Genomic DNA, 20,646 nt, shown 5'->3' with positions numbered 1-20,646 from the left:
GTCTTCGAAGCCTCAGAACTTGTTGAGCAGCTGCCCGTAGATGCCGAACACCCCGATGGCGAGCGGGAACAGCCCGATCACGCCGAGGGACTCGATCAGATCGGCGAACCGCCGCAGCCGCACCCGGACGTGTTCCGGCGGCTCGATCCCGAGGACCAGCAGCGGCAGCAGTGCCGCGGCGCCCAGCAGGACGAGGGCTCCGGCGCCCCCGGTGTGGTCCAGCCACAGCACCGCGAGGCGTACGACGAGCAGCGCGGCCGCCCCGAACAGCGCCACGACCTCGGCGACCAGCGGGAAGGCCCGCGCCCGGGACAGCAGTACGACGGCGGTGAGCGAGGCGAGGGTCACCGTCCAGGCGGTCGGTTCCTTCGCGGTGGTCAGCAGCCAGCCGCCGGCGGCGGCCGACGCGGCGGTGACCACGGTGGCCAGGGCGAGTCCGCGGTGGGTGGCGGCGAGGGCGTTGGCGACCTGATGCCGGCTCACCGACGTGCCCGTGGACCGCTTGTCGTCGAGCGCGGTGAGCCCCGAGGCCATCAGCGCGAACCGGGGCAGCAGCCCGAGCAGGATGACGGAGACCACGGCCATCACGGCGCCGATCCGGTCCGCCCGGTCCTGTACGGCGGCGACGACCTCCCACACGAGGGCCACGCCGACGATCGCCCCGGCCCCGATGAGTCCGCCGCGGCCGAGCGGCGAGCAGTAGGCGAGCAGCACGAGGGTGAGCACCAGCGCGGCGGCGATTCCGGCCAACCGGGCCGTCCCGCCCCAGTCGTAGGCGTCGGCGGCGGTCCAGGCGGTGAGCAGGCCGAGCACGCCGGAGGCGAGCAGCAGCGCGGTGGCCAGGCCCTGGTTGCCCTCGCCAATCTTCGCCATGAGCGCACCGGCGATCATGAACAGAACGGTGACGGCGGCGAGTCCGGTGGTGACGGACTCCAGCGCGAACTCCTGCCGGGCCAGTACGGCCGCGGCCACGGCGAACACGACGGTGGCCACACCGGCGCTGACCCGGCGCGCGGCCGGACGCCAGCGCCAGCTCCGCAGGTCGAGGTCGTCGGCGACCTGGTCGGTGACGTCGTGCACGACGGGCGCAGGCGGAGCGGCATGTGCACGCACGAGGCGCAACACAGCTCCGTCGGGGACCTCCGACGACGACAGCGTGGCGTCATGCGGCAGCGCCGAGCCGTCGGACGTGATCAGCTGGCGGGTGGTCGGCCGGGTGGCGGCCCGGTCGTCCAGCAACCGCAGTATGTCGGGGAGCAGTTGGCCGATCGGAGTGTCCGACGGCAGCACGAGGTCGGCGCGTCGCCGCTCGCCGATCAGGGTGACCCGGCTCAGCTGGGTCCGAGACATCGTTGGGGTGCTCACCACTCACCGGAACCTATCATCGCGTCATTTCGGCCACGGGCGTGCGCTGACGTGATCACGCCGACCATGCACACCGTGTTCACCGCTTCTCCGTGTTCACTGGGAAGGACTCGCCGTCGGGTTGTACAGCTGTTCCTGCTGCTGTTGCTGCTTCTCCTCCTCGGCCTTCTGCTTGTCCAAGGTGGACTGGAGGAAGGACCAGCCGATGCATCCGGCGCACAGTACGGCCGCGATCGCGATGCCCGCGAACATCTTGCCGAACCGCTCGTCCGCCGTCCGCCGACCGCGCTGCGCGCCGAACAGCAGCGCGTCGCGCATCCGGCGCCGGCGCACCGCCACCGACTCCAGCAGCTGGCTGTCGTAGTCCCGTGCCATTCAAGTCGTCCTGTGCGTGTGGGGTCAGTTGGGATCGGTCGGGTCCGTCGGGGGCCGTCCGGGTCCGTCGGGGACCGTGGGGGTCAATCGCCCGAGGCGAGGCCGAGATGCTGCCGCATGGCGGCGTATTTCTGCTTCAGCCGTCGGGCGGTGTGCTCGTCGAGTACGGCCAGGCGGTCGGGGTCGGCGTTGTGCGCGAGATCGGCCGCCTTGACCAGCCGGGCGCCGGGGGTGGCCAGGATCCGGCGCGCGTACGCCTCCTGCTCCTCGCCCGGCCGCTTGGTCATGGCCCGCACGACGTCCTTGGTGCGCTGCGGCAGCGCGGCCGTTTCCAGCCACTCCTCGCTGAGCACCCCGTCCTCCACGGCGTCGTGCAGCCACGCGGCGGCGATGAGCTCGTCTCCCCCGCCCCGGGCGCGCACGCCCTCGGCGACGGCCGACAGATGCTCGGCGTACGGCCGTCCGGCCTTGTCGGTCTGCCCGGCGTGCGCGGCACGGGCGACGGCCTCGACCTCGGCCGGACTCATCTCCTGTGGCTGGTCCTGTGGCTGGTTCTGCGGCATGTCCTGCGGCATGCGGAATCCCCCTGACTTCGCTTCCGCAACATAAGTCATGGACGCGCCACCCGTACAGCCGGGTTGCGACAGCCTCTCCTCTTCATCACACGCCTCCCGACAACCCCGTCACGATCATGAAAAGCACCCACAGCACCGGGATGAGCGCGACGTAGGCGCGGGGCCGCCGGTGGATGGGGACGCCGGGGTCGTAGCGCGGGCCGAGCGTGCCCGGCCCGGGGGCCGGGAGCTTCTTCACCTTGCGCACGGCGAGGAGGTTCCGTACCAGCGTCAACGGCGCGAAGACGAAGAGGGAGAACGGGCTCCACCAGCCCACGCAGAGCGTGTGGGTGGTCAGGACGCGGTACACGGCCAGTCCGCAGGTCATGCACATGGGGCCGTCCATCTTCTTGAACCCGAAGAAGATGATCAGCCCTCGATGGGCTCGGAAGGTGACGTCGGCGGCGGGGGAACCTCCACAGAACTTGCACATGGAGGGGGTGGGGTCGGGGGTGTCCTGGAGGGCCCTCGGCTGGGGGGTGGGAGCGGTGGAGGGCTGCTCGGCGGGAGGGTCGGCGTCGGGCGCGGGCTGGTCGGCGTCAGGACCGGCGTACCAGGCGCGGAGCGAGTTGGCTATGGCGTCCAGGAGGCCGCTCTTCAGGGCCTTGTCGATCGTCCCGTCGGAGAATTTCTCCCCGCGCACGACTGTGGTCGCGGCGCGTACGGCGTCGGCGGGCCGCAGCCGTCCGTCCGGCGGCACTTGGAGCAGCGGACCGTCCACCCACCGGTGCTCGGGGGTTACGGCGCCGACGCCGACCAGGGCGCTGACAGCCCGGCGCAGCGGCTGGCTGTAGAGGGGGAACGGCACGTGGATGGCGCCGCTCGGCGACTTCTGCCCCCCGCCCCACTTCACGTCGCGGTCCTCGTCCGTGAGCGCGTCGAAGGCGTCGGCGAGTTCCTGCCATGCCTCCGCGTTGTCACGGTCGAGTTGGGCGAGCAGGCGCCGGTCGTCGGCCGGGGTGACGGTGCCGGCGAGTTCCTCGATCGCTGCGGCATCGGGGGCCTCGGTGACAGGCCCGACGCCGGGTTCGCGGCTGAGGAGGTTGAGGACGCCGAGGGGCGTAAGGCCGCGTTCGTGGGCCTCGCGGACCCTGCCGTACCACTCCATCCCCGCGTCGTAGGCGCTGCTGCTGCTCGCCTTCCGGTTGATCCACTCGACGTCGGTGGCATCGCCCCAGGCGTATCCGATGACTTCGCCGTCGGGGGCGGTGACGGTGATGTAGTGCAGGGGACTGGACATGCTGTTCAGGCCTCGGGGGCCGGTTCCTCCACGGGTACTCGGGTGATCAGCGGTTCGCTAATCGTCCTGGGCGAGAGCCTTGACCACACCGGCGTTCGGGGCGTCGGTGAGGGAGTCCGGCAGGGCCCGGCCGCGATTGCCCTCCGGATTGGACAGCATCTCCGCGAGGGCCTGGGACGGCAGGATGCCCCGCCCCTTGGCCTCCTCCAGCCGCACGTGCCAGTGACCACCCTCGGCGAGGGCCCGGCCCCCGGCCGCCTTGCGTGGTACCCACGCGGCGGCGTCGTCCTCGTCACCGGCCCACACATACCCGAGGACCCCACCGCCCTCCTTGTCGACCACCGTGAAGTACCGCACCGGCTTGTCGCTCCGAGTCTGGTAACGCGGCGGGCCCGGCGACACCTGGCGGAGAAACATGTCGTCGTCGAAGCGCCGGTTGACCGGCCGTTCGCTGCCCCCCGTGGCGAGGTCCTCGACCGCGGCAGTGTTCGGAGCGTCGGCAAGGGAGCCCGGCAGGGGGCGTCCCCTGCCACCCGGCTCCGGGTCGGCCAAGAACTCGGCGAGGGCCTGGGACGGTCGGATGCCCCGTGCCTTGGCCTCACGGAACCGACTGATCCAGGAGATGCCCTCGTTCACGCCCCGGGATCCGGCGGCTTGCCGGGGTTCATATGCAACGGCCTCATCCTCGTCACCGGCCCACACGTACCCGAGGACCCCACCGCCCTCCTTGTCGACCACCGTGAAGTACTGCACCGGCTTGTCGGTCCAGTCTCGGTAGCGCGGCGGCCCGCCCGGCTTCTCCCTGAACCACATGTCCTCGGCGAAGCGCGGGTTGACCGGCCGTTCGCTAGTCACCTTTGGCGAGGGCCTCGACCGCTGCGGCGTTCGGGGCGTCGGCGAGGGAGCCTGGGAGGGGGAGACCCTTGCCGGCAGTCTCCGGGTTGCCGTAAAGCTCGGCGAGGGCCTGGGACGGCAGAAGGCCCCGCTGCTTGGCATCGCGCAGGCGACGGATCCAGAAGCCGCCTTCGTTCGCTGCACGGGGGCCGCCAGCCTGCCGCGCTTCCCACGCGGCGGCGTCGCCCTCGTCGCTGGCCCATACATAACCGAGGACCGCGCCATCTTGCTTGTCGACCACCGTGAAGTAACCCACCGGCTTGTCGGTGTAGTTTCGGTATCGCGGCGGACCCGACACGAGGTTGAAGTGCACGTCATCGTTGAAGCGCGGGTTGATCGGTCGTTCATCGCTCATGGCGTCCACATTCCTCTGGCTTGGGATGATCTGCAACGAAAGGCTAGGGCTTCGGCCTCGGCAGAATCTCCCCGTATACGTGCCACTTGCCCATCGTGTCCTGGAAGACGCGCGTCACCTTGTACTCGGAGCCCTTGGCGAGGAGCAGCTCGCGTTCTCCGGGGTGCTTGGAGAGGTGGTCGATCCAGAGGGCGGGGGTGTCCTTCGCCACCCGCAAGTGCATCCACACGGGCTTGGAGTCGAAGGGGGGCGGCGGTGTCTTGCCGAGTGCCGTGGAGGTGTACGCCTTGTCGTCGAACACACCGCCCTCCATATCCAGCGGTGACTTCAGCGGCTGGCCGTCGATCCTGATGTGGTCAACCCCGGTGCCGCGCACGACCATGACGTCCTCGGGCACAGGGCGGGTGTCCATGACCTTGTCCATCTCGTCGATGGTGTGCATGAGCGAGGGGTCCAGGTCGTCGCCGAAGCGCAAGTGGCTGTTGATCAGGTCGTACTCGTTGCCGCTGTACGTCCTCAGCGCCTCCCGCGACTCGGGGGACAAGTCGTCCAGGAAGTCGTTCCAGTACGCGTTGCCGTACGCCAGCCCCGCTTCGTTGCTGACGCTGGGCGCGGGGTTCGTGCCGCGTGCCAGTTCAGCCGTGGCCACCGCGTGCTTCTCCGCGTCGGTGGCCAGGTTGTCGAAGTCGTCCGCCGACATGTGCGGCTGGTACTCGAACGGCTCCCCGGCCCCACTGCCCGGCACATCCGCGCCCTGATGGCCCGGAGCAACCGGAGCATCGGAGCCGTGGTGCGCGGCGGCGTCCCCGACGCCCGCGTGGTCACCGGCGTGCCCGGCATCGTCCGCGTGATGACCGACACCGTCGTCACCGTGTCCGGCCCCGTGCGAGGCGTCGTCGGCATGACCGACGCCCGGAGCGCCGTGCCCCGGTCCGTGCGGGGCATCCGGGGTATGGCCGCCGGTGCCGGGAACGTCGTGACCGCCGGGGTGCGGCGCAGTGGTCGGGACGTCGTGCGCGGCGCTGGCCGCCGGGGTCTGGTGATACCACGGGGTCGCGCCCCCAGGATGGGCAGCACCCCCGGGAACATTCGAACCACCGGTGTGCGGCGTCGGCGCCGGAGCGTCGTGCGGGGCAGCGGCTGGAGTCTGATCGTACGAGGACGGCGACGGTGCGTGATCGTACGCGGACGGCGACGGCGCGTGGCCGTACGGTGCCCCCGACGGAGTCTGAGCGTACGGGTTCACACCCGGGGTCTGATCGTACGCGGACGGCGACGGCGCGTGATCGTACGGGGACCCCGACGGTGCCTGCCCGTACGAACTCTGCGACGGCGCGTGGTCGTACGAGCCCGGCGACGGCGTCGAGTCGAAGGCACCGCCCGGCGTGTGACTCGCGGCGGCAGCCGGCGTCGGGGTGCTGTAGTGCCCGGGGTTGGGCGCGTTGTAGTGCCCGGCGTTGTCGACCGAGTGCGCGGCCCCGTCGGTGCCCGCGTGTGCCGCCGCATACGACGGAGTGGGGGCACCCTGGACAGTCCAGTGGGCCGGCAGCGTCGGCGTGGTCCCGGCTCCGTGCGGGACCGTCGGGCCGGCATCGTGGGGAACCGGCGTCGTATCAATGGTGCCGTTGGGCGCGACGAGGTTGCCGTTCGGGTCCATCAGGCGACCGTCGGGCAGGCTGACGGCGCCGTCGGGGAGGGTGGGGATGTCGATGTTGCCGACGCCCTTGAGCCCCTTGGCGATGTCGCCGATCTTCGACAGACCGGCGCCCGCGCCCTTGGCAACGTAGGTCATCGGGTCGATGATGTGACCCGCCTTGCCCGCCACGGACAAGGCCTTCGCCACCGCGCCCGCCTTGCCCGCGCCCGCCACACCGGCACCCGCACCACCGGTGAACACGGTCGTCACCACGTTGAAGGTGACCGCGCCGGCAGCACGCGCGGGGTTCTTGCCCCACTGATCCCACGCCACCAGCGCCTTGCCCGTCTCCTTCATCGCCGTACGCGAATCACGGATCCAGGCAGGGAGTTTGTCGTCCGGCAGAGCCCAGAACGCCACCTGCGCGCCCGGCATCATGCTCAGGGTCAGACCGGTGGCCAACTGCGCCAGGCCCTTCCAGGCCTGACCCATCGCGTCCCAGCCACCGAAGCCCACCAGCATGCCGAGACCCTTGATGGTGCCCCAGATGCCGTCGACGATCAGGCCGTCCCAGACGAACGACTTCACCCAGTGGCCGACCTCGTACCACTTGTGCTTCTCCTCCACCGGGTCACCCCAGGGAAGCTTCGCGTTCTTCATGTCCTCGGCGTTGAACCCGTACTGGTCCTTACGCTCCGAACCATCCCCCGCCACCATCTGCGTCCCGCCCCACAGAGCGGTGATCTTGTTGTGGCAGGTCCGCTCCGCAGCCCAGAACGCCGCCACCGTCGCGGTGATGTCATCCCGGATCTGATTGTGCTCGTCGACCTTGTCGCCGTCGTACTCCCACTCGTCGTCATCCTTCACGGAATCGACGAACGTCACGGCCTTGGCCTTGAGCTCTTTCAACTTGTCGACGAGCGGCCGGATCTCGGTGGCATACGACGACAACGCACCGGAAACGGTCTCCAGATCGGTGGCGAAGTCGTCCGCGCGCTCCTTGACCGGCTTGGTGGTGGCGAACAACTGCTCCGCCTCCGGCGCCGTGTAATACGCCGACAGGCCCTGGAACTGCGCATGCACATCCTCGCCGGTCTTGCGAACATGACCGGCGTCCTTCTTCAGGTCCGCGTAGTCGATCTCCAGCTGCGGCAAGTTCCCGGTGTACTGCGGAATCTGCTCCGGCTTGATCACCTCTTGCCCACCCCCGGCATATCAAGCTTCGGCGCCGACAGCGTATTGCGCTGAGCCTCCGCCGCCATCTCCTGATCGCCGTTCAAATACGCCGTCGTGGCATCCACCGCACCCTGCAACGACTTACCCGCCCGAGCCGCCACGAACTGCAGATCCTTCGACGCCCGCTCCGCATACTGCGACAAGGCAAGGGCCACAAGACCACCCGCGGCCTTCTCGCCGCCCTCGCCGCCACCGCCACCCTCGGCGGAAACCGTGCCCGCGCTCGTCGCCGCCGAGGTCAAGTGCTCCCCGAACGCCTTCGCATACTTCTCCATGTTCGACGCCGTCTCACCCGTCGTCTTCAGAACATGCGAAATACCCTGCGGCTTCAAATCCCAGCCGGGCACCGAAACCCCCGTTACCTAACTTCCGAAACCGAAACAAACAGCCCTGGAGAGCCGGAGAACGACCAAACACACAGCCCCAGGACGGATGATCACGGCAGACGTCGAACCGGACCGACCGTCAGCCGATGTTGTCGACCGCGGCCTTCGCTCGCTGAATCGTCGACTGCGCCGTACCGTCGTTCTTCTCCAGCGTCGACTTCAGCAGGCCGATGATGTTCTTCACTTCCTGCGAAGCGTTGTTCCACCGCTGTTCCTTGCCGTGGTACTCATCCGCCACGCCATCCGCCGTGAAGTCCGCCATCGCAGCCTTCACCTGACGGTCACGGTTACCGATCACCTCTTCCAGACGGCCGATCACCACCTGGATGTTGGACTGAGCATCCGCCGACGCACCCGTGTCGTACGACCGACGATCCGAACCCGCACCAGCCATCACACACCACTCCTCGAAAAAACCAGCAGACAGAACAAAACCGACGAAACCGGAACCTCAACTCGGCCCCGGCGAGCGCGACTCAGCGGATCACCGGCTCAGCGGATCACCGGATCAGCGGATCACCGGATCAGCGGATCACCGGATCAGCGGAACCGAGCCGCATCGAAGTTGGCGGCGCCCATCTGCTGCCGCGCGTTGTCACCCTGCTCCTGGTCACCCGAGCTGAACGCGGAGTCCATCCCCGACTGACCGCCGAGGATCGCCGACAGCGACCCGTTCAGATCCGAAGTGATCCTGTCGGCCTGCGCCTTGAACTGGTCGAACATCACGCGACCCGAACCGTTGAACTTGCCCTCCAGCGGCTGCGCCGCCTGCACCAACTGCCGGATCAGCGTGCCGAGGTCGTCGCTCGACCCCCGCGAATCACGCTGCAGCGTGGACAGTGTCTGCGCACCCATGTCGAACTTCACGATGCCTCCCCCGTCGGGCTCCTACGGCGGCCGACCCCGGCCCACCTCATCCATTCCCAATCATCTCTATCAACTCGCCAGTTGCCTGTGCAATCAAGGTCCCCGGCACTCACAGAAGCACCACAACTCGGACCGGAGTCCGTTACTCGCGGCGAGAACAAATCAGGCGCTCACCCAGTGATTGGCAGATCTGTTCCACCGGCACAGCCACATGACCTGGGGTTTTCCCTCGCGGGGGTGGAACAGATCTGCCAATCACCCCTCGATCCCATCAACGCCGGCCCAAAGGCTCCAACCCCATGGGGGCCCGCTCGCCAAGCCTCAGACAGCGTCGTCGCACCAGTCGATGAGCTGAATGCGGCTCAAGAGGGCCAGCCCGAACAGGATGAGGCCGGTGAGGAAGTCGGCGGCGAGGACGACAAGGGCGGCCCGGCCGCGAGAGTACGCGGCAGCACGTCAGGCGTTCGGCTCGTAGTCGTCGAGCTCGGCGCGCAGCGACGGCGCTCCGGCGAGCATCCCGGCGCGGTCGACGGGGCTGCGCAGGAGGTTCATGAAGCTGGACAGGGGGGCGTGTTGGGGGCGGGCGTCGTAGTCGATGCCTTCTTCGTCCCGGTAGTTGTTGATCCTGTCGAACGGGACGATCACATACGGTCGCTCGGACCACGGGTGGGTGTCGGCCGGGTCGGGGTCCATGCGCCACTGGGTGCCGCGGAGCCGGTTGTGGACTTCGCCGAGGTACCAGCAGGCAACCTGTGCCAGGGGTGTGTGTTCGCCGGCAAGCAGGTCATCCACGCTGGTGAAGTGTTCGCGGATGCGGGCTTCGAGCCGGTCGAGGGAGCGTTCGGAGAAGTCCCAGCCACCGCCGTGCCGCCTCTCCCACTCCTCGAAGCGGCCTTGTTGCTCGGCCAGCCACGCCGTCAGGCGCGGGTTGTCGGCGTGCGCCTTGTCGATGCGCTCGGCGATCGCGTGCTCGTCTTCTTCACCCCAGGTTTCATCGCTCACGGCAGCCAAGCCTAACCCCCGACCTGACGACAACGACCACATATCTGCACGGAGTTGACACATGACACACGCTCAAAACCGCGTTGCGGCAGCGAAGTGGAGCCCTAGTGTGGTGGGCCTTGTGCGACGCCATACGACCATCGGGGGCCCGGCGCCGCACAGGACACAAGACGGAACCCGTGGGGCTCCCGGGAAACGCACACACTCGTGAACCCATCCATACTCACACGCCCGTGGCGCGGGCTGAGACGCGGCGTGATCGCGATCGCCTGCGCCACCGTCATGGCCGTCACCGGCCTGCCCTCCCTCGACACCGCCGAGGCCGCGCCGAAGCCGCCGCGCCCGAAGCCCGGCAAGCGGTGTGACGAGATGTACGGGGTCAAGGACGTTCCCACCGGCCGCCTGCCGCAGGGGGACGCCTCCCGCGCGGTGGACCAGTGGGACACCTACGACTACACCAACCCCGGTCTCCAGTTCGACGGCCTCAACCCCACCAAGGCCGAGTTGAACGCCGCGGGCACCGACTACAAGAAGTACGACCACAGCGACCCGCGCCGCATCTACGCCCGGTTCAACGCGCAGAAGCGGTGGACGAACTTCAGTGACTATCTGACGAAGGTCTACATCCCGAACCAGGGCTTCGACGCGCGCGGCAAGGCGTTCATGGCCAAGGTCGTGCGGGAGATGGGTCTGACGGGGCCGGACTGGATCTGTGAGAAGGAGTTCTACTTCACCGACCCCGACACCGGCGAACGTCACCTGCGCCGCCTGGACGCCTACAACAAGCGCACCCGGGACATCGTCGAGGTCAAGTCCAACGGCAGCCCCGACGGCCGCGAGAAGCCCGCAGACCGGGCCTGGGCCAAGAACCGCGGATGGCGCTCCTACAACTACACCTACGTGTTCGCCGAGAACCAGACGCGCGACGCGAAGAACTTCATGAAGGAGATGAAGGACACCGCGGGCAAGGATGCGCTCGGCCGTGACCGGGTCCGCGCCTACAACTACCAGTCCCACCACAACGGCGTTCCGCCGAAGGGCACCGAGAACGGCCCGTACCGCGCGAACAGTACGACGATGTCACCCGGCAACGGCACCTCCACCGGGTCCCGCGGCTCCGGCAACCAGGTGATCAAGCAGTCCCCGCCGAACCCGCAGACCCTCAAGGAGCAGCTTGACCGCCTGGGCAAGACCGGGCAGCGCTCGCTGATGAACCGCGGCCTCGGGGGCATCGACTTCACCAGCCTCGACCTGCGGTACATCGGCAAGGGCAAGAGCGGTAAGGGCCTGGACTACGCGTTCTCCGCCAAGTCGGTGGAGGATGAGTACGCGGCCGGGTGGGGCGGTCAGGAGAAGGGCAACCTGATCTCCGACGCGTTCTTCACCTGGCTCGCCCTCGACCCGTCCACGTTCTGGGTCAACCTGAATCCGGACGAGCCGAACCGCATCATCGACGCCAAGCTCGGCAAGACCGACGCCGGCCGGGTGCTCCTGGAAGCCGACCTTGAGCTGAAGCACGACATCTTCAAGGCCATGGACCCCGAAACCGACGCGGGCCGCAACTTCATGAACGCGCTGCCCAAGCGCAACGGTTTTCCCTGCTGGGCCGGTTTCCGCTACTGGATCGAGCCGGAGACCGCCGTCGTGCGCGAGCAGGACGGCGGCATTCACATCCTCGACACCCCGCTGAAGCTGTCGACGGTGCCGCAGGAGACCAACACGCAGCCGCCCGGCGGGGAGGGCTGCGATCTCTCCGAGGCGGAGAAGCAGCAGTCCGACCGCGTTCTCGACCGCTACATCACCCCCCTGGTCGAGGAGAAGGTCAACAACGGCGACTACTACGGCGACCTGCGCCGCGTCTACACCGCCCGCATCGCCGCCGAATGGGTTCGGCAGAACGCCGCCGACATGCCCGCCGACTACCGCAAGATCATCAACAGCGACGACGTGAAGCGCTGGCCGCTGCGCGCCCCCCACCAGGAGTGGACCGGCAAGCAGGTCTGGGACCGCTACTACAAGGCGTTCACCGAGGGCACCTTCAAGTACGAGTGGTCCAACGGCGAGGACGTCTACGTCTACACCGTGGGCGGGGTCGACTTCTCCAAGCAGCCCAAGCGCAACATGAACACGCTGCGCTTCCGCACCGAGCAGCGGTACAAGCCCCGCACGGTCGGCTTCGCGGTCGACACGATCGCGGACGACCCGCACAAGGAGGGCTACTTGATGTTCGGCGGCAACAGCGCCGGACGCTCCGAGGGCGGCACCCCCACCCCCACGCCGACCCCGACGCCGACGCCGACGCCGACCGGTACGGGGAAGCCGGATCCGACGCCGACGCCGACGGATCCGGGGCCGACGAACAGCCCCTCTCTCCCCGCCACCACTCCGCCTGGGCCGAAGGACCCTGACGGCGACCTCGCCGACACCGGCAGCAACACCCCGGTCGGCCTGATCGCAGGCATCGCCGCCGCCGCGGTAGCGGCCGGTGGCGCACTCGTCTGGTGGCGTCGCCGCCGGGCGAACGCCGAGAGCTGACCCGCGCAGCACCGGCAGAACAGCAGAGGGGCCCTTCCCGAGACCTCGGGAAGGGCCCCTCTCGCATGCCCGGGGTCGGCACGATCCGCACCGACGGGGCGAGGACGGCCGCGAAACTGCGACAACGGGGAGACGCAGGTCACATTCGCCCATGTCACAGGATGCCGGGCTACCCCGTCTCAGGGGTGTAGCCACTGACGACCACAGAGGAGCACACGATGGACGCGCGACTGAACTACTTCGCCAGCCCGACCGCCGGCAAGGCCCTCAAGTACTTCATGTCGGCGGGCAAGGCGCTCAAGGACTCGCCCCTGCCGACCGCCACGCAGGAGTTGGTGGCGCTTCGCGTGAGTCAGATCAACGGCTGCGCCGCCTGCATCGACATGCACACCAAGGATGCCGCCGCTGCCGGTGAGACCTCGGTGCGGCTGAACCTGGTCGTGGCATGGCGGGAGGCCACGGTCTTCACCGATGCCGAGCGTGCCGCGCTTCAGCTGGCGGAGGAGGGGACCCGGGTCGCGGATGCGGCCGGTGGGGTCAGCGACGCGGTGTGGGCGTACGCCGCCAAGCACTACGACGAGGAGCAGCTCACCGCCCTGGTGCTTCTGGTCTCCTTCATGAACACGGTGAACCGGCTGAACATCATCACCCAGCAGCCGGCCGGCAACTACGAGCCCGGGCAGTTCCACTGAACGGCATCAGCAACTGGCCCGGGGTCGGGCTGCGGGCTCCGGGGCCCCCGGGCTCGGCGGCGGAACTCTGACCTCAGGGGGAGGGATTTCGGCGTGAGCAAGTCGAGGAGTTCGAGGAGCTGCGGCCGCTGCTGTTCACGCCTTGCCCACCCCCGGCATATCAAGCTTCGGCGCGGACAGCGTGTTGCGCTGAGCCTCCGCCGCCATCTCCTGATCGCCGTTCAAATACGCCGTCGTGGCATCCGCCGCACCCTGCAACGACTTACCCGCCCGAGCCGCCACGAACTGCAGATCCTTCGACGCCCGCTCCGCATACTGCGACAAGGCAAGGGCCACCAAACCACCCGCGGCCTTCTCGCCGCCCTCGCCGCCACCGCCACCCTCGGCGGAAACCGTGCCCGCGCTCGTCGCCGCCGACGTCAAGTGCTCCCCGAACGCCTTCGCATACTTCTCCATGTTCGACGCCGTCTCACCCGTCGTCTTCAGAACATGCGAAATACCCTGCGGTTTCAGATCCCAGCCCGGCACGACAGCCCCCGAATCCCCGAAATTCCCACAGTCCTACAGCCCTACACAGCCCTAAAGCCCTACAGACAGACCTGGGGCCCTCATATAGAGAACCCCACGGCCGTACGCCCTGCCCTACACCACACTCAGCCGATGTTGTCGACCGCGGCCTTCGCCCGCTGGATCGTCGACTGCGCCGTACCGTCGTTCTTCTCCAGCGTCGACTTCAGCAGGCCGATGATGTTCTTCACTTCCTGCGAGGCGTTGTTCCACCGCTGTTCCTTGCCGTGGTACTCGTCCGCCACGCCATCCGCCGTGAAGTCCGCCATCGCCGCCTTGACCTGACGGTCACGGTTCGCGATCACCTCTTCCAGACGGCCGATCACCACCTGGATGTTGGACTGGGCGTCCGCCGACGCGCCCGTGTCGTACGAGCGACGGTCCGCTCCCGCACCCGCCATCACACACCACTCCCCGAGAGTTGAAAGAAAGTCCGCACAGACGGAGCTCCAGGCACAGACGGAGCTCCAGAAGGAAGCTCCGCAGAAGGAGGCTCAGCGCCCGCCGAAGCGCGCCGCGTCGAAGTTGGCGGCGCTCATCTGCTGCCGCGCGTTGTCGCCCTGCTCCTGGTCACCCGAGCTGAACGCGGAGTCCATGCCCGACTGACCGCCGAGGATGGCCGACAGGGACCCGTTCAGATCCGAAGTGATCCTGTCGGCCTGCGCCTTGAACTGGTCGAACATCACGCGGCCCGAACCGTTGAACTTGCCCTCCAGCGGCTGTGCCGCCTGCACCAACTGCCGGATCAGCGTGCCGAGGTCGTCGCTCGATCCCCGCGAATCACGCTGCAGCGTGGACAGTGTCTGCGCACCCATGTCGAACTTCATGCACGCCTCCCCGTCAGGTCCCCACCATCACATCGTGTGCATTACATCTCTACCAACCTCACGATTGCTCATGCAATCGAGAACCAGGGGTAGTTACAGAGGTCGCACAAACCCATGACCAAACCATGGGAGCGTACGTGGACAAACGATGCGAAATATGTATCAGCGGGCGGACATCGCCGCCGTCGGTCCCTCCCGGCAGATCAGCAGCAGCGCCCGGTCGTCGTTGACGTCCTTCGCCACCGCCTCGATCAGGTGCCAGGCGGCTCCGTGGAAGCCGCCGGCGACGTAGCGGTCGGCCTCGCCGGTGAGGCGGTCTATGCCCTCGACGATGTCCCGGTCGGAGGTTTCCACCAGACCGTCCGTGAACAGCATCAACACGTCCCCGGGGCGCAGCGAGCCCTTCACGGGGTCGAACTGCGCGCCGTCGTACACGCCGAGGAGCGGGCCTTCCGCCGTCTTCTCCTCCCAACGGCCGCTGCCCGCGCTGAGCTGGAGCCCCGGCGGGTGCCCGGCGGAGTACAGCTCGTAGTCGCCCGAGTCCAGGTCCAGGACCAGGTGGATGGAGGTCGCGAAGCCCTCGTCCCAGTCCTGGCGCAGCAGATAACCGTTGGCCGCGGGCAGGAAGGCGTGCGGGGGGAGCGAGCCGAGCAGGCCGCCGAAGGCGCCCGACAGCAGCAGTGCGCGCGAGCCCGCGTCCATGCCCTTGCCGGACACGTCCGTGAGGACGACCTCCAGCGTGCGGCCGCCGTTCGTGCGGGCCGCGACCACGAAGTCGCCCGAGAACGACTGGCCGCCCGCCGGGCGCAGCGCCATCTCCCGGTGCCAGCCGCGCGGGAGCTGCGGCAGCTTGCTCTGCACCCGGATGCGTTCGCGCAGGTCGAAGAGCATCGTGCCGCCGCGCCGCCAGGGCACGCCGACCCGGCTGCGGAACTGGGCGATCAGCAGGCCGAAGAAGCCGCAGGCGGCGACCACGAGCACGACGCCGGGGGTGACGCGGGACGGGCCTTCCGTGTACGGCCCCAGCTGCACCGACTCCACGATCAACGCCGTCGCCGCCGCCGCGTACAGGCCCAGCAGGCTCGCCGGGCGCAGCAGCAGGCCGCCCGCGACGATCGGCAGGACCAGCGCGGCCGGTGAGCACCACACCGAGTTCGCCAGGGTGGTGGCCGCGATCAGCGGGACGGTCAGGAGCAGGCCGGCGAGCGCGACCCAGTCCGATCCGTCGCCCCGGAAGTAGTCGACGGCGCTTCGGCGCAGGCCGACGCGGGCCCGGTGCCACTGCATCTTCAACCGGGCCGTGAACGTCTCGGCTTCCGCGCGCCGCTCTCGTCCTGCTGCCATTAGTTCGGGACCCTATCCATCGGACCAGCTGCTTGGCACGGGAGGTCCCACTTGTCCCCCGTCCGAGGTTCAACTTCACAGTGAACTTCACAGGAAGCCACCGTGCCGCCATCACGTCGAAATTCCCTGGCCCGTCCCGCGATGCCCTGATAGGCATGGGCCATGGGGACTGACATCGGTACTGACTTGCGAGTGCTGCGGGCGGACGACTGGGATCAGTGGTACGACAATCTGATCCGCGCCTTCGGTGGGGTCTCAGAGCCGTCCGAGGAGCGGGAGCTGTGGAACGCGCTGACGGAGACGGACCGTTCGATCGGCGCGTGGGACGGGGACGTCGTCGTGGGGACGGCGGGGGCGTTCAGCTTCCGGCTGACCGTACCGGGCGGGGCCTCGGTGCCGGCCGCGGGCGTGACCATGGTCAGCGTGGCCGCCACGCATCGGCGGCGCGGGGTGCTGACGTCCATGATGCGGCGGCAGTTGGACGACGTGCGCTCCTGGGGCGAGCCGCTGGCCGTGCTCACGGCCTCCGAGCCGGCGATCTACGGCCGGTTCGGTTACGGGGCGGCCACCTTTCAGATCCAGTCCGAGATCGACACCAACCGCGTCAGCCTGTCGGTGCCGGACGGCACCGATGACGTACGGCTGCGGTACGCGGCGCCCGCCGACGTCCTCGACGCCTGCGAGGCGGTGTACGCGCGGCTGGTACCGCTGCGGCCGGGAATGCTGGCCCGGATGCCCGGCTGGGAGCGGCTGGGGCTGCTCGACCCGGAGAAGGAGCGGGACGGAGCGTCGCCGTTGCAGTGCGTCGTCGCCGAGCGGGGTGGTGAGACGGTCGGGTACGCGCGGTTCCGGGTGAAGCCGGAGTGGGAACTGGCCGGGGCCAAGGGGGCGGTGATCCTCCAGGACCTGACCGCGCTGGACCCGGTGGCGCGCGCGGCACTGTGGCGCTTCCTGTTCGGGATCGACCTGACGTCGACGCTGGTCACCGGGGGGCGGCCGGTCGACGACGACTGGCAGTACCTGGTGTCGGACGTCCGGCGGTGCCTGCCGCGCGTGCGGGACTCCTTGTACGTGCGGCTGGTCGATGTCGGGGCTGCGCTGGAGGCGCGGACGTATCAGGCGCCGGTGGACGTGGTGTTCGAGGTCGAGGACGACTTCTGTCCCTGGAACACGGGGCGTTGGCGGCTGACGGGGGACGCGAAGGGGGCGTCATGTGCTCGTACGACAGATGCGGCTGACCTTGCTTTGTCCGTACGGGAGTTGGGGGCGGCGTATCTCGGGGGCGTGAGCCTGGCTTCGCTGGGTGCGGCCGGGCGGGTGCGGGAGATGCGGCAGGGGACGTTGGCGGAGGCGGCGGTGGGGTTCGAGTCGGTGGTTTCGCCCTGGCTGCCGCACGGGTTCTAGGCGCGCGGGTTCTGGTCGCGCTGGTTCTGGGGCGACGTCAGTTTTTCTGGCAGGTCGGGCACCAGAAGAGGTTGCGGGCGGCGAGATCGGCGGTGCGGATCTCGCCGCCACAGATGTGGCAGGGCTGGTTGGCCCTGCGGTAGACGTAGACCTCGCCGCCGTGGTCGTCGACGCGGGGCGGGCGGGCCATCGCCTCCGGGGTGTGTTCCGGGCGGACGGTGTCGATGCGGTTGTTCTTGACGCCCTCGTGCATGAGCTCGACGAGGTCGGTCCAGATCGCGTCCCACTCGGTGGGGGTGATGTCCTTGCCGGCGCGGTACGGGTCGATGCGGTGCCGGAAGAGGACCTCGGCGCGGTAGACGTTGCCGACGCCGGCGACGATCTTCTGGTCCATGAGCAGGGCGGCGATCGTCGTACGGCTGCGGGAGATCCGTTGGTACGCGGCGTGCGGGTCGGCGTCCTCGCGCAGGGGGTCGGGGCCCAGGCGGTCGTGTATCGCGTGCTTCTCGGGGGGCGTGATCAGGGCGCAGGTCGTGGGGCCGCGGAGATCGACGTACGACGTGCTGTGCGCGAGTCGGAGCCGGACGGTGTCCGTGGGCGGGGGCGCGGGGGCGTCTCCGAAGGTGACCTTGCCGAAGAGGCCGAGGTGGATGTGGACCCAGTCGCTGTCGCGGAAGCCCAGGAAGAGGTGCTTGCCGTGGGCTTCGGTGTGGGTGAGTTCCGTGCCGGTGAGGAGGGCGGTGGCGTCGGTGAACTTGCCCTGGGGGCTGGTCACCTGCGGTGCGGTGCCTTTGAAGGCGGCGGCGTAGTCCTTGGCCAGCCGGTGAATGGTGTGCCCTTCCGGCACGGTGCGGTTCCTTTCGTCGCCGTTCGCCTTTTGCCCACCCGCCCGCCCTGCTCGTCGGTTGTCGAGATGCGGGCCTCGAACAGACTCTGGGGCCCCACCCCAGACCCCGGCGGGGACTGCGTCCCCTGCACGGTCGTTCAGGCCGGGGGGTCTGGGGGCAACCAGCCCCAGGGACGGTGGGCTCCGAGACCGCGGCCGCTACCGCTGGGGGTGGTGGGGCGGGATCGGCGGCAGGTCGCCCGTCGTTTCGTAGTCGGCCAGCATGTCTATGCGGCGGATGTGGCGTTCGTCACCAGAGAACGGGGTGTTGAGGAAGGTCTCGACGAACTTCGTCGCCTCCTCCTGCGTGTGCATGCGCGCGCCCACCGCGACGACGTTGGCGTTGTTGTGCTGGCGGCCCAGCGACGCCGTCTCCTCGCTCCAGGCCAGCGCGGCACGGACGCCCTTCACCTTGTTCGCCGCGATCTGCTCGCCGTTGCCGGAGCCGCCGATCACGATGCCGAGGGCTTCGGGGTCCGCCGCCGTCTTCTCGGCCGCGCGGAGGCAGAACGGGGGGTAGTCGTCCTGGGCGTCGTAGATGTGGGGGCCGCAGTCGACCGGGTCGTGGCCCGCCGCCTTGAGCCAGTCGACGAGGTGGTTCTTGAGTTCGAAGCCCGCATGGTCGGAGCCGAGATACACGCGCATGGGACGAGTGTGACACGGCTGTTTCGGCGCGGCAGCCTCGGGGGCTGACCAAGAAAACTGTGAGCAACACTACAGAACCTCAGGAAAAGCTCAAGTAACGATCCGGAATCAAAGGTTCAAGAATTCCTTTACCTCCGATTCACTGGACCGATTCGTACGCCCCCGTCCACCGCTCGTACGGGGACAGTTCAACCGGCGCAAAGGAATTCCGTCCCATGACCTCGCAGCCGACCCTCCCCAAGGCCGATCACGGCCCCCAGCCCCCCGGCGAACCCGGCGGCGGCCTCCAGGCAGGACTCAAGAACCGTCATCTTTCGATGATCGCCATCGGTGGTGTCATCGGCGCCGGCCTGTTCGTGGGGTCCAGCTCCGGTATCGCCACCGCCGGGCCCGGCATCCTCCTGTCGTACGCCCTCGTCGGCACGCTCGTGGTGCTGGTGATGCGGATGCTCGGTGAGATGTCCGCCGCCAATCCGACGTCCGGATCATTCTCCGCGCACGCCGACCGGGCGCTCGGGCCGTGGGCCGGGTTCTCCATCGGCTGGCTGTACTGGTTCTTCTGGGTGGTCGTGCTGGCGGTCGAGGCGACCGCCGGGGCGAAGATCCTGGAGGGGTGGATACCCGCCGTTCCCCAGTGGGGGTGGGCGCTGATCGTGATGGTGGTGCTGACCGCCACCAACCTCGTCTCCGTCGGCTCCTACGGGGAGTTCGAGTTCTGGTTCGCCGGGATCAAGGTCGTGGCGATCGGTGCGTTCATCGTCGTGGGCGGCCTCGCCGTGTTCGGGGTGCTGCCCGGCGTCGACAGCGATCAGGCGGGCCTGGCCAACCTCACCGACCACGGCGGCTTCCTGCCCAACGGGCCCGGGGCCATCCTCACCGGTGTACTGCTCGTCGTCTTCTCCTTCATGGGGAGCGAGATCGCGACCCTGGCGGCCGGTGAGTCCGAGGACCCGCAGCGGGCCGTCAGCAAGTCCACCAACAGCATCATCTGGCGTATCGCCGTGTTCTACCTGGGATCGATCTTCGTGGTCGTGACCCTGCTGCCGTGGGACGCCAAGTCCATCCAGGACGACGGTTCGTACGTCGCCGCCCTCGACTCCCTCGGTATCGCGCACGCCGGTCAGATCATGAACTTCATCGTGCTGACGTCCGTGCTGTCCTGCCTCAACTCCGGTCTGTACACGGCCTCTCGGATGGCGTTCTCGCTCGGCGAGCGCGGGGACGCGCCGAAGGCGTTCGCGCGGACCACCAGCCGGGGTGTGCCCCTCGCGGCGATCATCGCCTCCGTGGTGTTCGGGTTCGTCGCCGTCTTCTTCAACTACAAGTTCCCGGACTCCGTCTTCCTCTTCCTGGTCAACTCCAGTGGTGCGGTCGCCCTGTTCGTCTGGCTGGTGATCTGCTTCTCACAGCTGCGCATGCGGAAGATCATCCAGGCCGAGGCGCCGGAGAAGCTGGTCGTGAGGATGTGGCTGTACCCGTACCTGACCTGGGCCACGGCCGCGCTGATCGTGTTCGTGCTCGGCTACATGCTCACGGACACGGAGCACGACGGGCGGGACACGGTGTTGCTGTCGCTGCTCGTGGCGGCGGTGGTGCTGGCCATCGCCTTCGTCAAGGACAAGGTTCGGGGCACGGCCCGGGGCGAGGTCCAGGGCGAGAACGAGGACAAGGACAAGGACAAGGACAAGGACGAGGTCTCGGTCGGCTGATCAGCGCGGGATGAGACGACGGAGGGCCCGTGGTGCGTGTGTGCGCCGCGGGCCCTCCGTCGTCCTC

Annotated in this window: 21 protein-coding genes; 4 read left to right on the top strand and 17 right to left on the bottom strand. The window is 68.5% G+C overall.

Annotation, left to right across the window (positions count from 1 at the left end; all coding sequences use genetic code 11):
* Positions 1 to 12 precede the first annotated feature (12 nt).
* The 11 genes from eccD to CLM62_RS30080 all read right to left on the bottom strand — a co-directional run bounded on the left by eccD (position 13) and on the right by CLM62_RS30080 (position 9,970).
* A complete protein-coding gene (gene eccD, locus CLM62_RS30135) occupies positions 13 to 1,350 on the bottom strand; it encodes a type VII secretion integral membrane protein EccD (RefSeq protein WP_095753060.1) in 1,338 nt (445 codons plus the stop codon).
* Positions 1,351 to 1,461: 111 nt separating this feature from the next.
* Positions 1,462 to 1,740 carry a hypothetical protein gene (locus tag CLM62_RS30130; RefSeq protein ID WP_095753059.1) on the bottom strand — a complete coding sequence of 93 codons (279 nt, stop codon included), beginning with the start codon at positions 1,738 to 1,740 and terminating at the stop codon, positions 1,462 to 1,464.
* Positions 1,741 to 1,823: 83 nt separating this feature from the next.
* Entirely contained in the window at positions 1,824 to 2,315 is a 492-nt protein-coding gene (locus CLM62_RS30125) for an HD domain-containing protein (RefSeq protein ID WP_095753058.1), read from the bottom strand.
* Between the two features lie 85 nt (positions 2,316 to 2,400).
* Positions 2,401 to 3,594, bottom strand: a complete 1,194-nt coding sequence (locus CLM62_RS30120; protein WP_095753057.1) for a DUF6508 domain-containing protein — start codon at positions 3,592 to 3,594, stop codon at positions 2,401 to 2,403.
* Positions 3,595 to 3,651: 57 nt separating this feature from the next.
* The gene (locus CLM62_RS52025; protein ID WP_257004180.1) at positions 3,652 to 4,449 is read right to left on the bottom strand and encodes a hypothetical protein; all 798 of its coding nucleotides are present in this window, start codon (positions 4,447 to 4,449) and stop codon (positions 3,652 to 3,654) included.
* On the bottom strand, positions 4,442 to 4,843 hold the full coding sequence (locus tag CLM62_RS30105) for a hypothetical protein (RefSeq protein WP_257004179.1): 402 nt from the start codon (positions 4,841 to 4,843) through the stop codon (positions 4,442 to 4,444). The genes CLM62_RS52025 and CLM62_RS30105 overlap by 8 nt, the downstream gene beginning before the upstream one ends.
* A 43-nt stretch (positions 4,844 to 4,886) precedes the next feature.
* Entirely contained in the window at positions 4,887 to 7,673 is a 2,787-nt protein-coding gene (locus CLM62_RS30100) for an ADP-ribosyltransferase (protein ID WP_095753055.1), read from the bottom strand.
* Positions 7,670 to 8,062, bottom strand: a complete 393-nt coding sequence (locus CLM62_RS30095; protein ID WP_095753054.1) for a DUF6507 family protein — start codon at positions 8,060 to 8,062, stop codon at positions 7,670 to 7,672. The genes CLM62_RS30100 and CLM62_RS30095 overlap by 4 nt, the downstream gene beginning before the upstream one ends.
* 118 nt (positions 8,063 to 8,180) lie before the next feature.
* Positions 8,181 to 8,495, bottom strand: a complete 315-nt coding sequence (locus CLM62_RS30090; RefSeq protein ID WP_095753053.1) for a pore-forming ESAT-6 family protein — start codon at positions 8,493 to 8,495, stop codon at positions 8,181 to 8,183.
* 146 nt (positions 8,496 to 8,641) lie between these two features.
* Complete coding sequence (locus CLM62_RS30085; protein ID WP_095753052.1) at positions 8,642 to 8,968, bottom strand: hypothetical protein; 327 nt, start codon at positions 8,966 to 8,968, stop codon at positions 8,642 to 8,644.
* 456 nt (positions 8,969 to 9,424) lie between these two features.
* On the bottom strand, positions 9,425 to 9,970 hold the full coding sequence (locus tag CLM62_RS30080) for a hypothetical protein (protein ID WP_257004178.1): 546 nt from the start codon (positions 9,968 to 9,970) through the stop codon (positions 9,425 to 9,427).
* 255 nt (positions 9,971 to 10,225) lie between these two features.
* Here CLM62_RS30080 and CLM62_RS30075 point away from each other — a divergent pair, with 255 nt between their 5' ends.
* Positions 10,226 to 12,505, top strand: coding sequence for an LPXTG cell wall anchor domain-containing protein (locus tag CLM62_RS30075; protein ID WP_095753051.1), 2,280 nt, complete (start codon positions 10,226 to 10,228; stop codon positions 12,503 to 12,505).
* Between the two features lie 218 nt (positions 12,506 to 12,723).
* Entirely contained in the window at positions 12,724 to 13,197 is a 474-nt protein-coding gene (locus CLM62_RS30070) for a carboxymuconolactone decarboxylase family protein (protein WP_095753050.1), read from the top strand.
* Between the two features lie 135 nt (positions 13,198 to 13,332).
* Here the strand turns inward: CLM62_RS30070 and CLM62_RS30065 are convergent, their stop codons facing one another.
* From CLM62_RS30065 to CLM62_RS30050, 4 genes are all read right to left on the bottom strand, one after another.
* Positions 13,333 to 13,725 (bottom strand): DUF6507 family protein, encoded by a 393-nt coding sequence (locus tag CLM62_RS30065; protein WP_095753049.1) that lies wholly within the window; start codon positions 13,723 to 13,725, stop codon positions 13,333 to 13,335.
* Positions 13,726 to 13,850: 125 nt separating this feature from the next.
* Complete coding sequence (locus CLM62_RS30060) at positions 13,851 to 14,165, bottom strand: pore-forming ESAT-6 family protein (protein ID WP_095753048.1); 315 nt, start codon at positions 14,163 to 14,165, stop codon at positions 13,851 to 13,853.
* 93 nt (positions 14,166 to 14,258) lie between these two features.
* Positions 14,259 to 14,591 carry a hypothetical protein gene (locus CLM62_RS30055; RefSeq protein ID WP_095753047.1) on the bottom strand — a complete coding sequence of 111 codons (333 nt, stop codon included), beginning with the start codon at positions 14,589 to 14,591 and terminating at the stop codon, positions 14,259 to 14,261.
* A gap of 162 nt (positions 14,592 to 14,753) precedes the next feature.
* The gene (locus tag CLM62_RS30050; RefSeq protein ID WP_095753046.1) at positions 14,754 to 15,935 is read right to left on the bottom strand and encodes a PP2C family protein-serine/threonine phosphatase; all 1,182 of its coding nucleotides are present in this window, start codon (positions 15,933 to 15,935) and stop codon (positions 14,754 to 14,756) included.
* A 162-nt stretch (positions 15,936 to 16,097) separates the two neighbouring features.
* Here CLM62_RS30050 and CLM62_RS30040 point away from each other — a divergent pair, with 162 nt between their 5' ends.
* Entirely contained in the window at positions 16,098 to 17,339 is a 1,242-nt protein-coding gene (locus tag CLM62_RS30040; RefSeq protein WP_179382279.1) for a GNAT family N-acetyltransferase, read from the top strand.
* Positions 17,340 to 17,376: 37 nt separating this feature from the next.
* Here the strand turns inward: CLM62_RS30040 and CLM62_RS30035 are convergent, their stop codons facing one another.
* The gene (locus CLM62_RS30035; RefSeq protein WP_095753044.1) at positions 17,377 to 18,186 is read right to left on the bottom strand and encodes an Fpg/Nei family DNA glycosylase; all 810 of its coding nucleotides are present in this window, start codon (positions 18,184 to 18,186) and stop codon (positions 17,377 to 17,379) included.
* A gap of 198 nt (positions 18,187 to 18,384) precedes the next feature.
* Positions 18,385 to 18,870: a ribose-5-phosphate isomerase gene (locus CLM62_RS30030; protein ID WP_095753043.1), complete on the bottom strand. Its 486-nt coding sequence runs from the start codon at positions 18,868 to 18,870 to the stop codon at positions 18,385 to 18,387.
* Positions 18,871 to 19,085: 215 nt separating this feature from the next.
* Between CLM62_RS30030 and CLM62_RS30025 the strand changes: the two genes are divergently transcribed.
* Positions 19,086 to 20,579, top strand: a complete 1,494-nt coding sequence (locus tag CLM62_RS30025) for an amino acid permease (RefSeq protein WP_095753042.1) — start codon at positions 19,086 to 19,088, stop codon at positions 20,577 to 20,579.
* Positions 20,580 to 20,646 lie beyond the last annotated feature (67 nt).

The sequence above is a fragment of the Streptomyces sp. SA15 genome (assembly GCF_002291145.1).
GTDB lineage: Bacteria > Actinomycetota > Actinomycetes > Streptomycetales > Streptomycetaceae > Streptomyces.
Note: the sequence above shows the minus strand (reverse complement) of the source record. Positions and strands in the feature narration are given on the sequence as shown.

Bases quoted from the DNA above. Each gene is read 5' to 3' on its own strand.
- eccD (WP_095753060.1), bottom strand. From the start codon at position 1,350: ATGTCTCGGACCCAGCTGAGCCGGGTCACCCTGATCGGCGAGCGGCGA.
- CLM62_RS30130 (WP_095753059.1), bottom strand. From the start codon at position 1,740: ATGGCACGGGACTACGACAGCCAGCTGCTGGAGTCGGTGGCGGTGCGC.
- CLM62_RS30125 (WP_095753058.1), bottom strand. From the start codon at position 2,315: ATGCCGCAGGACATGCCGCAGAACCAGCCACAGGACCAGCCACAGGAG.
- CLM62_RS30120 (WP_095753057.1), bottom strand. From the start codon at position 3,594: ATGTCCAGTCCCCTGCACTACATCACCGTCACCGCCCCCGACGGCGAA.
- CLM62_RS30105 (WP_257004179.1), bottom strand. From the start codon at position 4,843: ATGAGCGATGAACGACCGATCAACCCGCGCTTCAACGATGACGTGCAC.
- CLM62_RS30090 (WP_095753053.1), bottom strand. From the start codon at position 8,495: ATGGCTGGTGCGGGTTCGGATCGTCGGTCGTACGACACGGGTGCGTCG.
- CLM62_RS30070 (WP_095753050.1), top strand. From the start codon at position 12,724: ATGGACGCGCGACTGAACTACTTCGCCAGCCCGACCGCCGGCAAGGCC.
- CLM62_RS30060 (WP_095753048.1), bottom strand. From the start codon at position 14,165: ATGGCGGGTGCGGGAGCGGACCGTCGCTCGTACGACACGGGCGCGTCG.
- CLM62_RS30055 (WP_095753047.1), bottom strand. From the start codon at position 14,591: ATGAAGTTCGACATGGGTGCGCAGACACTGTCCACGCTGCAGCGTGAT.
- CLM62_RS30050 (WP_095753046.1), bottom strand. From the start codon at position 15,935: ATGGCAGCAGGACGAGAGCGGCGCGCGGAAGCCGAGACGTTCACGGCC.
- CLM62_RS30040 (WP_179382279.1), top strand. From the start codon at position 16,098: ATGGGGACTGACATCGGTACTGACTTGCGAGTGCTGCGGGCGGACGAC.
- CLM62_RS30030 (WP_095753043.1), bottom strand. From the start codon at position 18,870: ATGCGCGTGTATCTCGGCTCCGACCATGCGGGCTTCGAACTCAAGAAC.
- CLM62_RS30025 (WP_095753042.1), top strand. From the start codon at position 19,086: ATGACCTCGCAGCCGACCCTCCCCAAGGCCGATCACGGCCCCCAGCCC.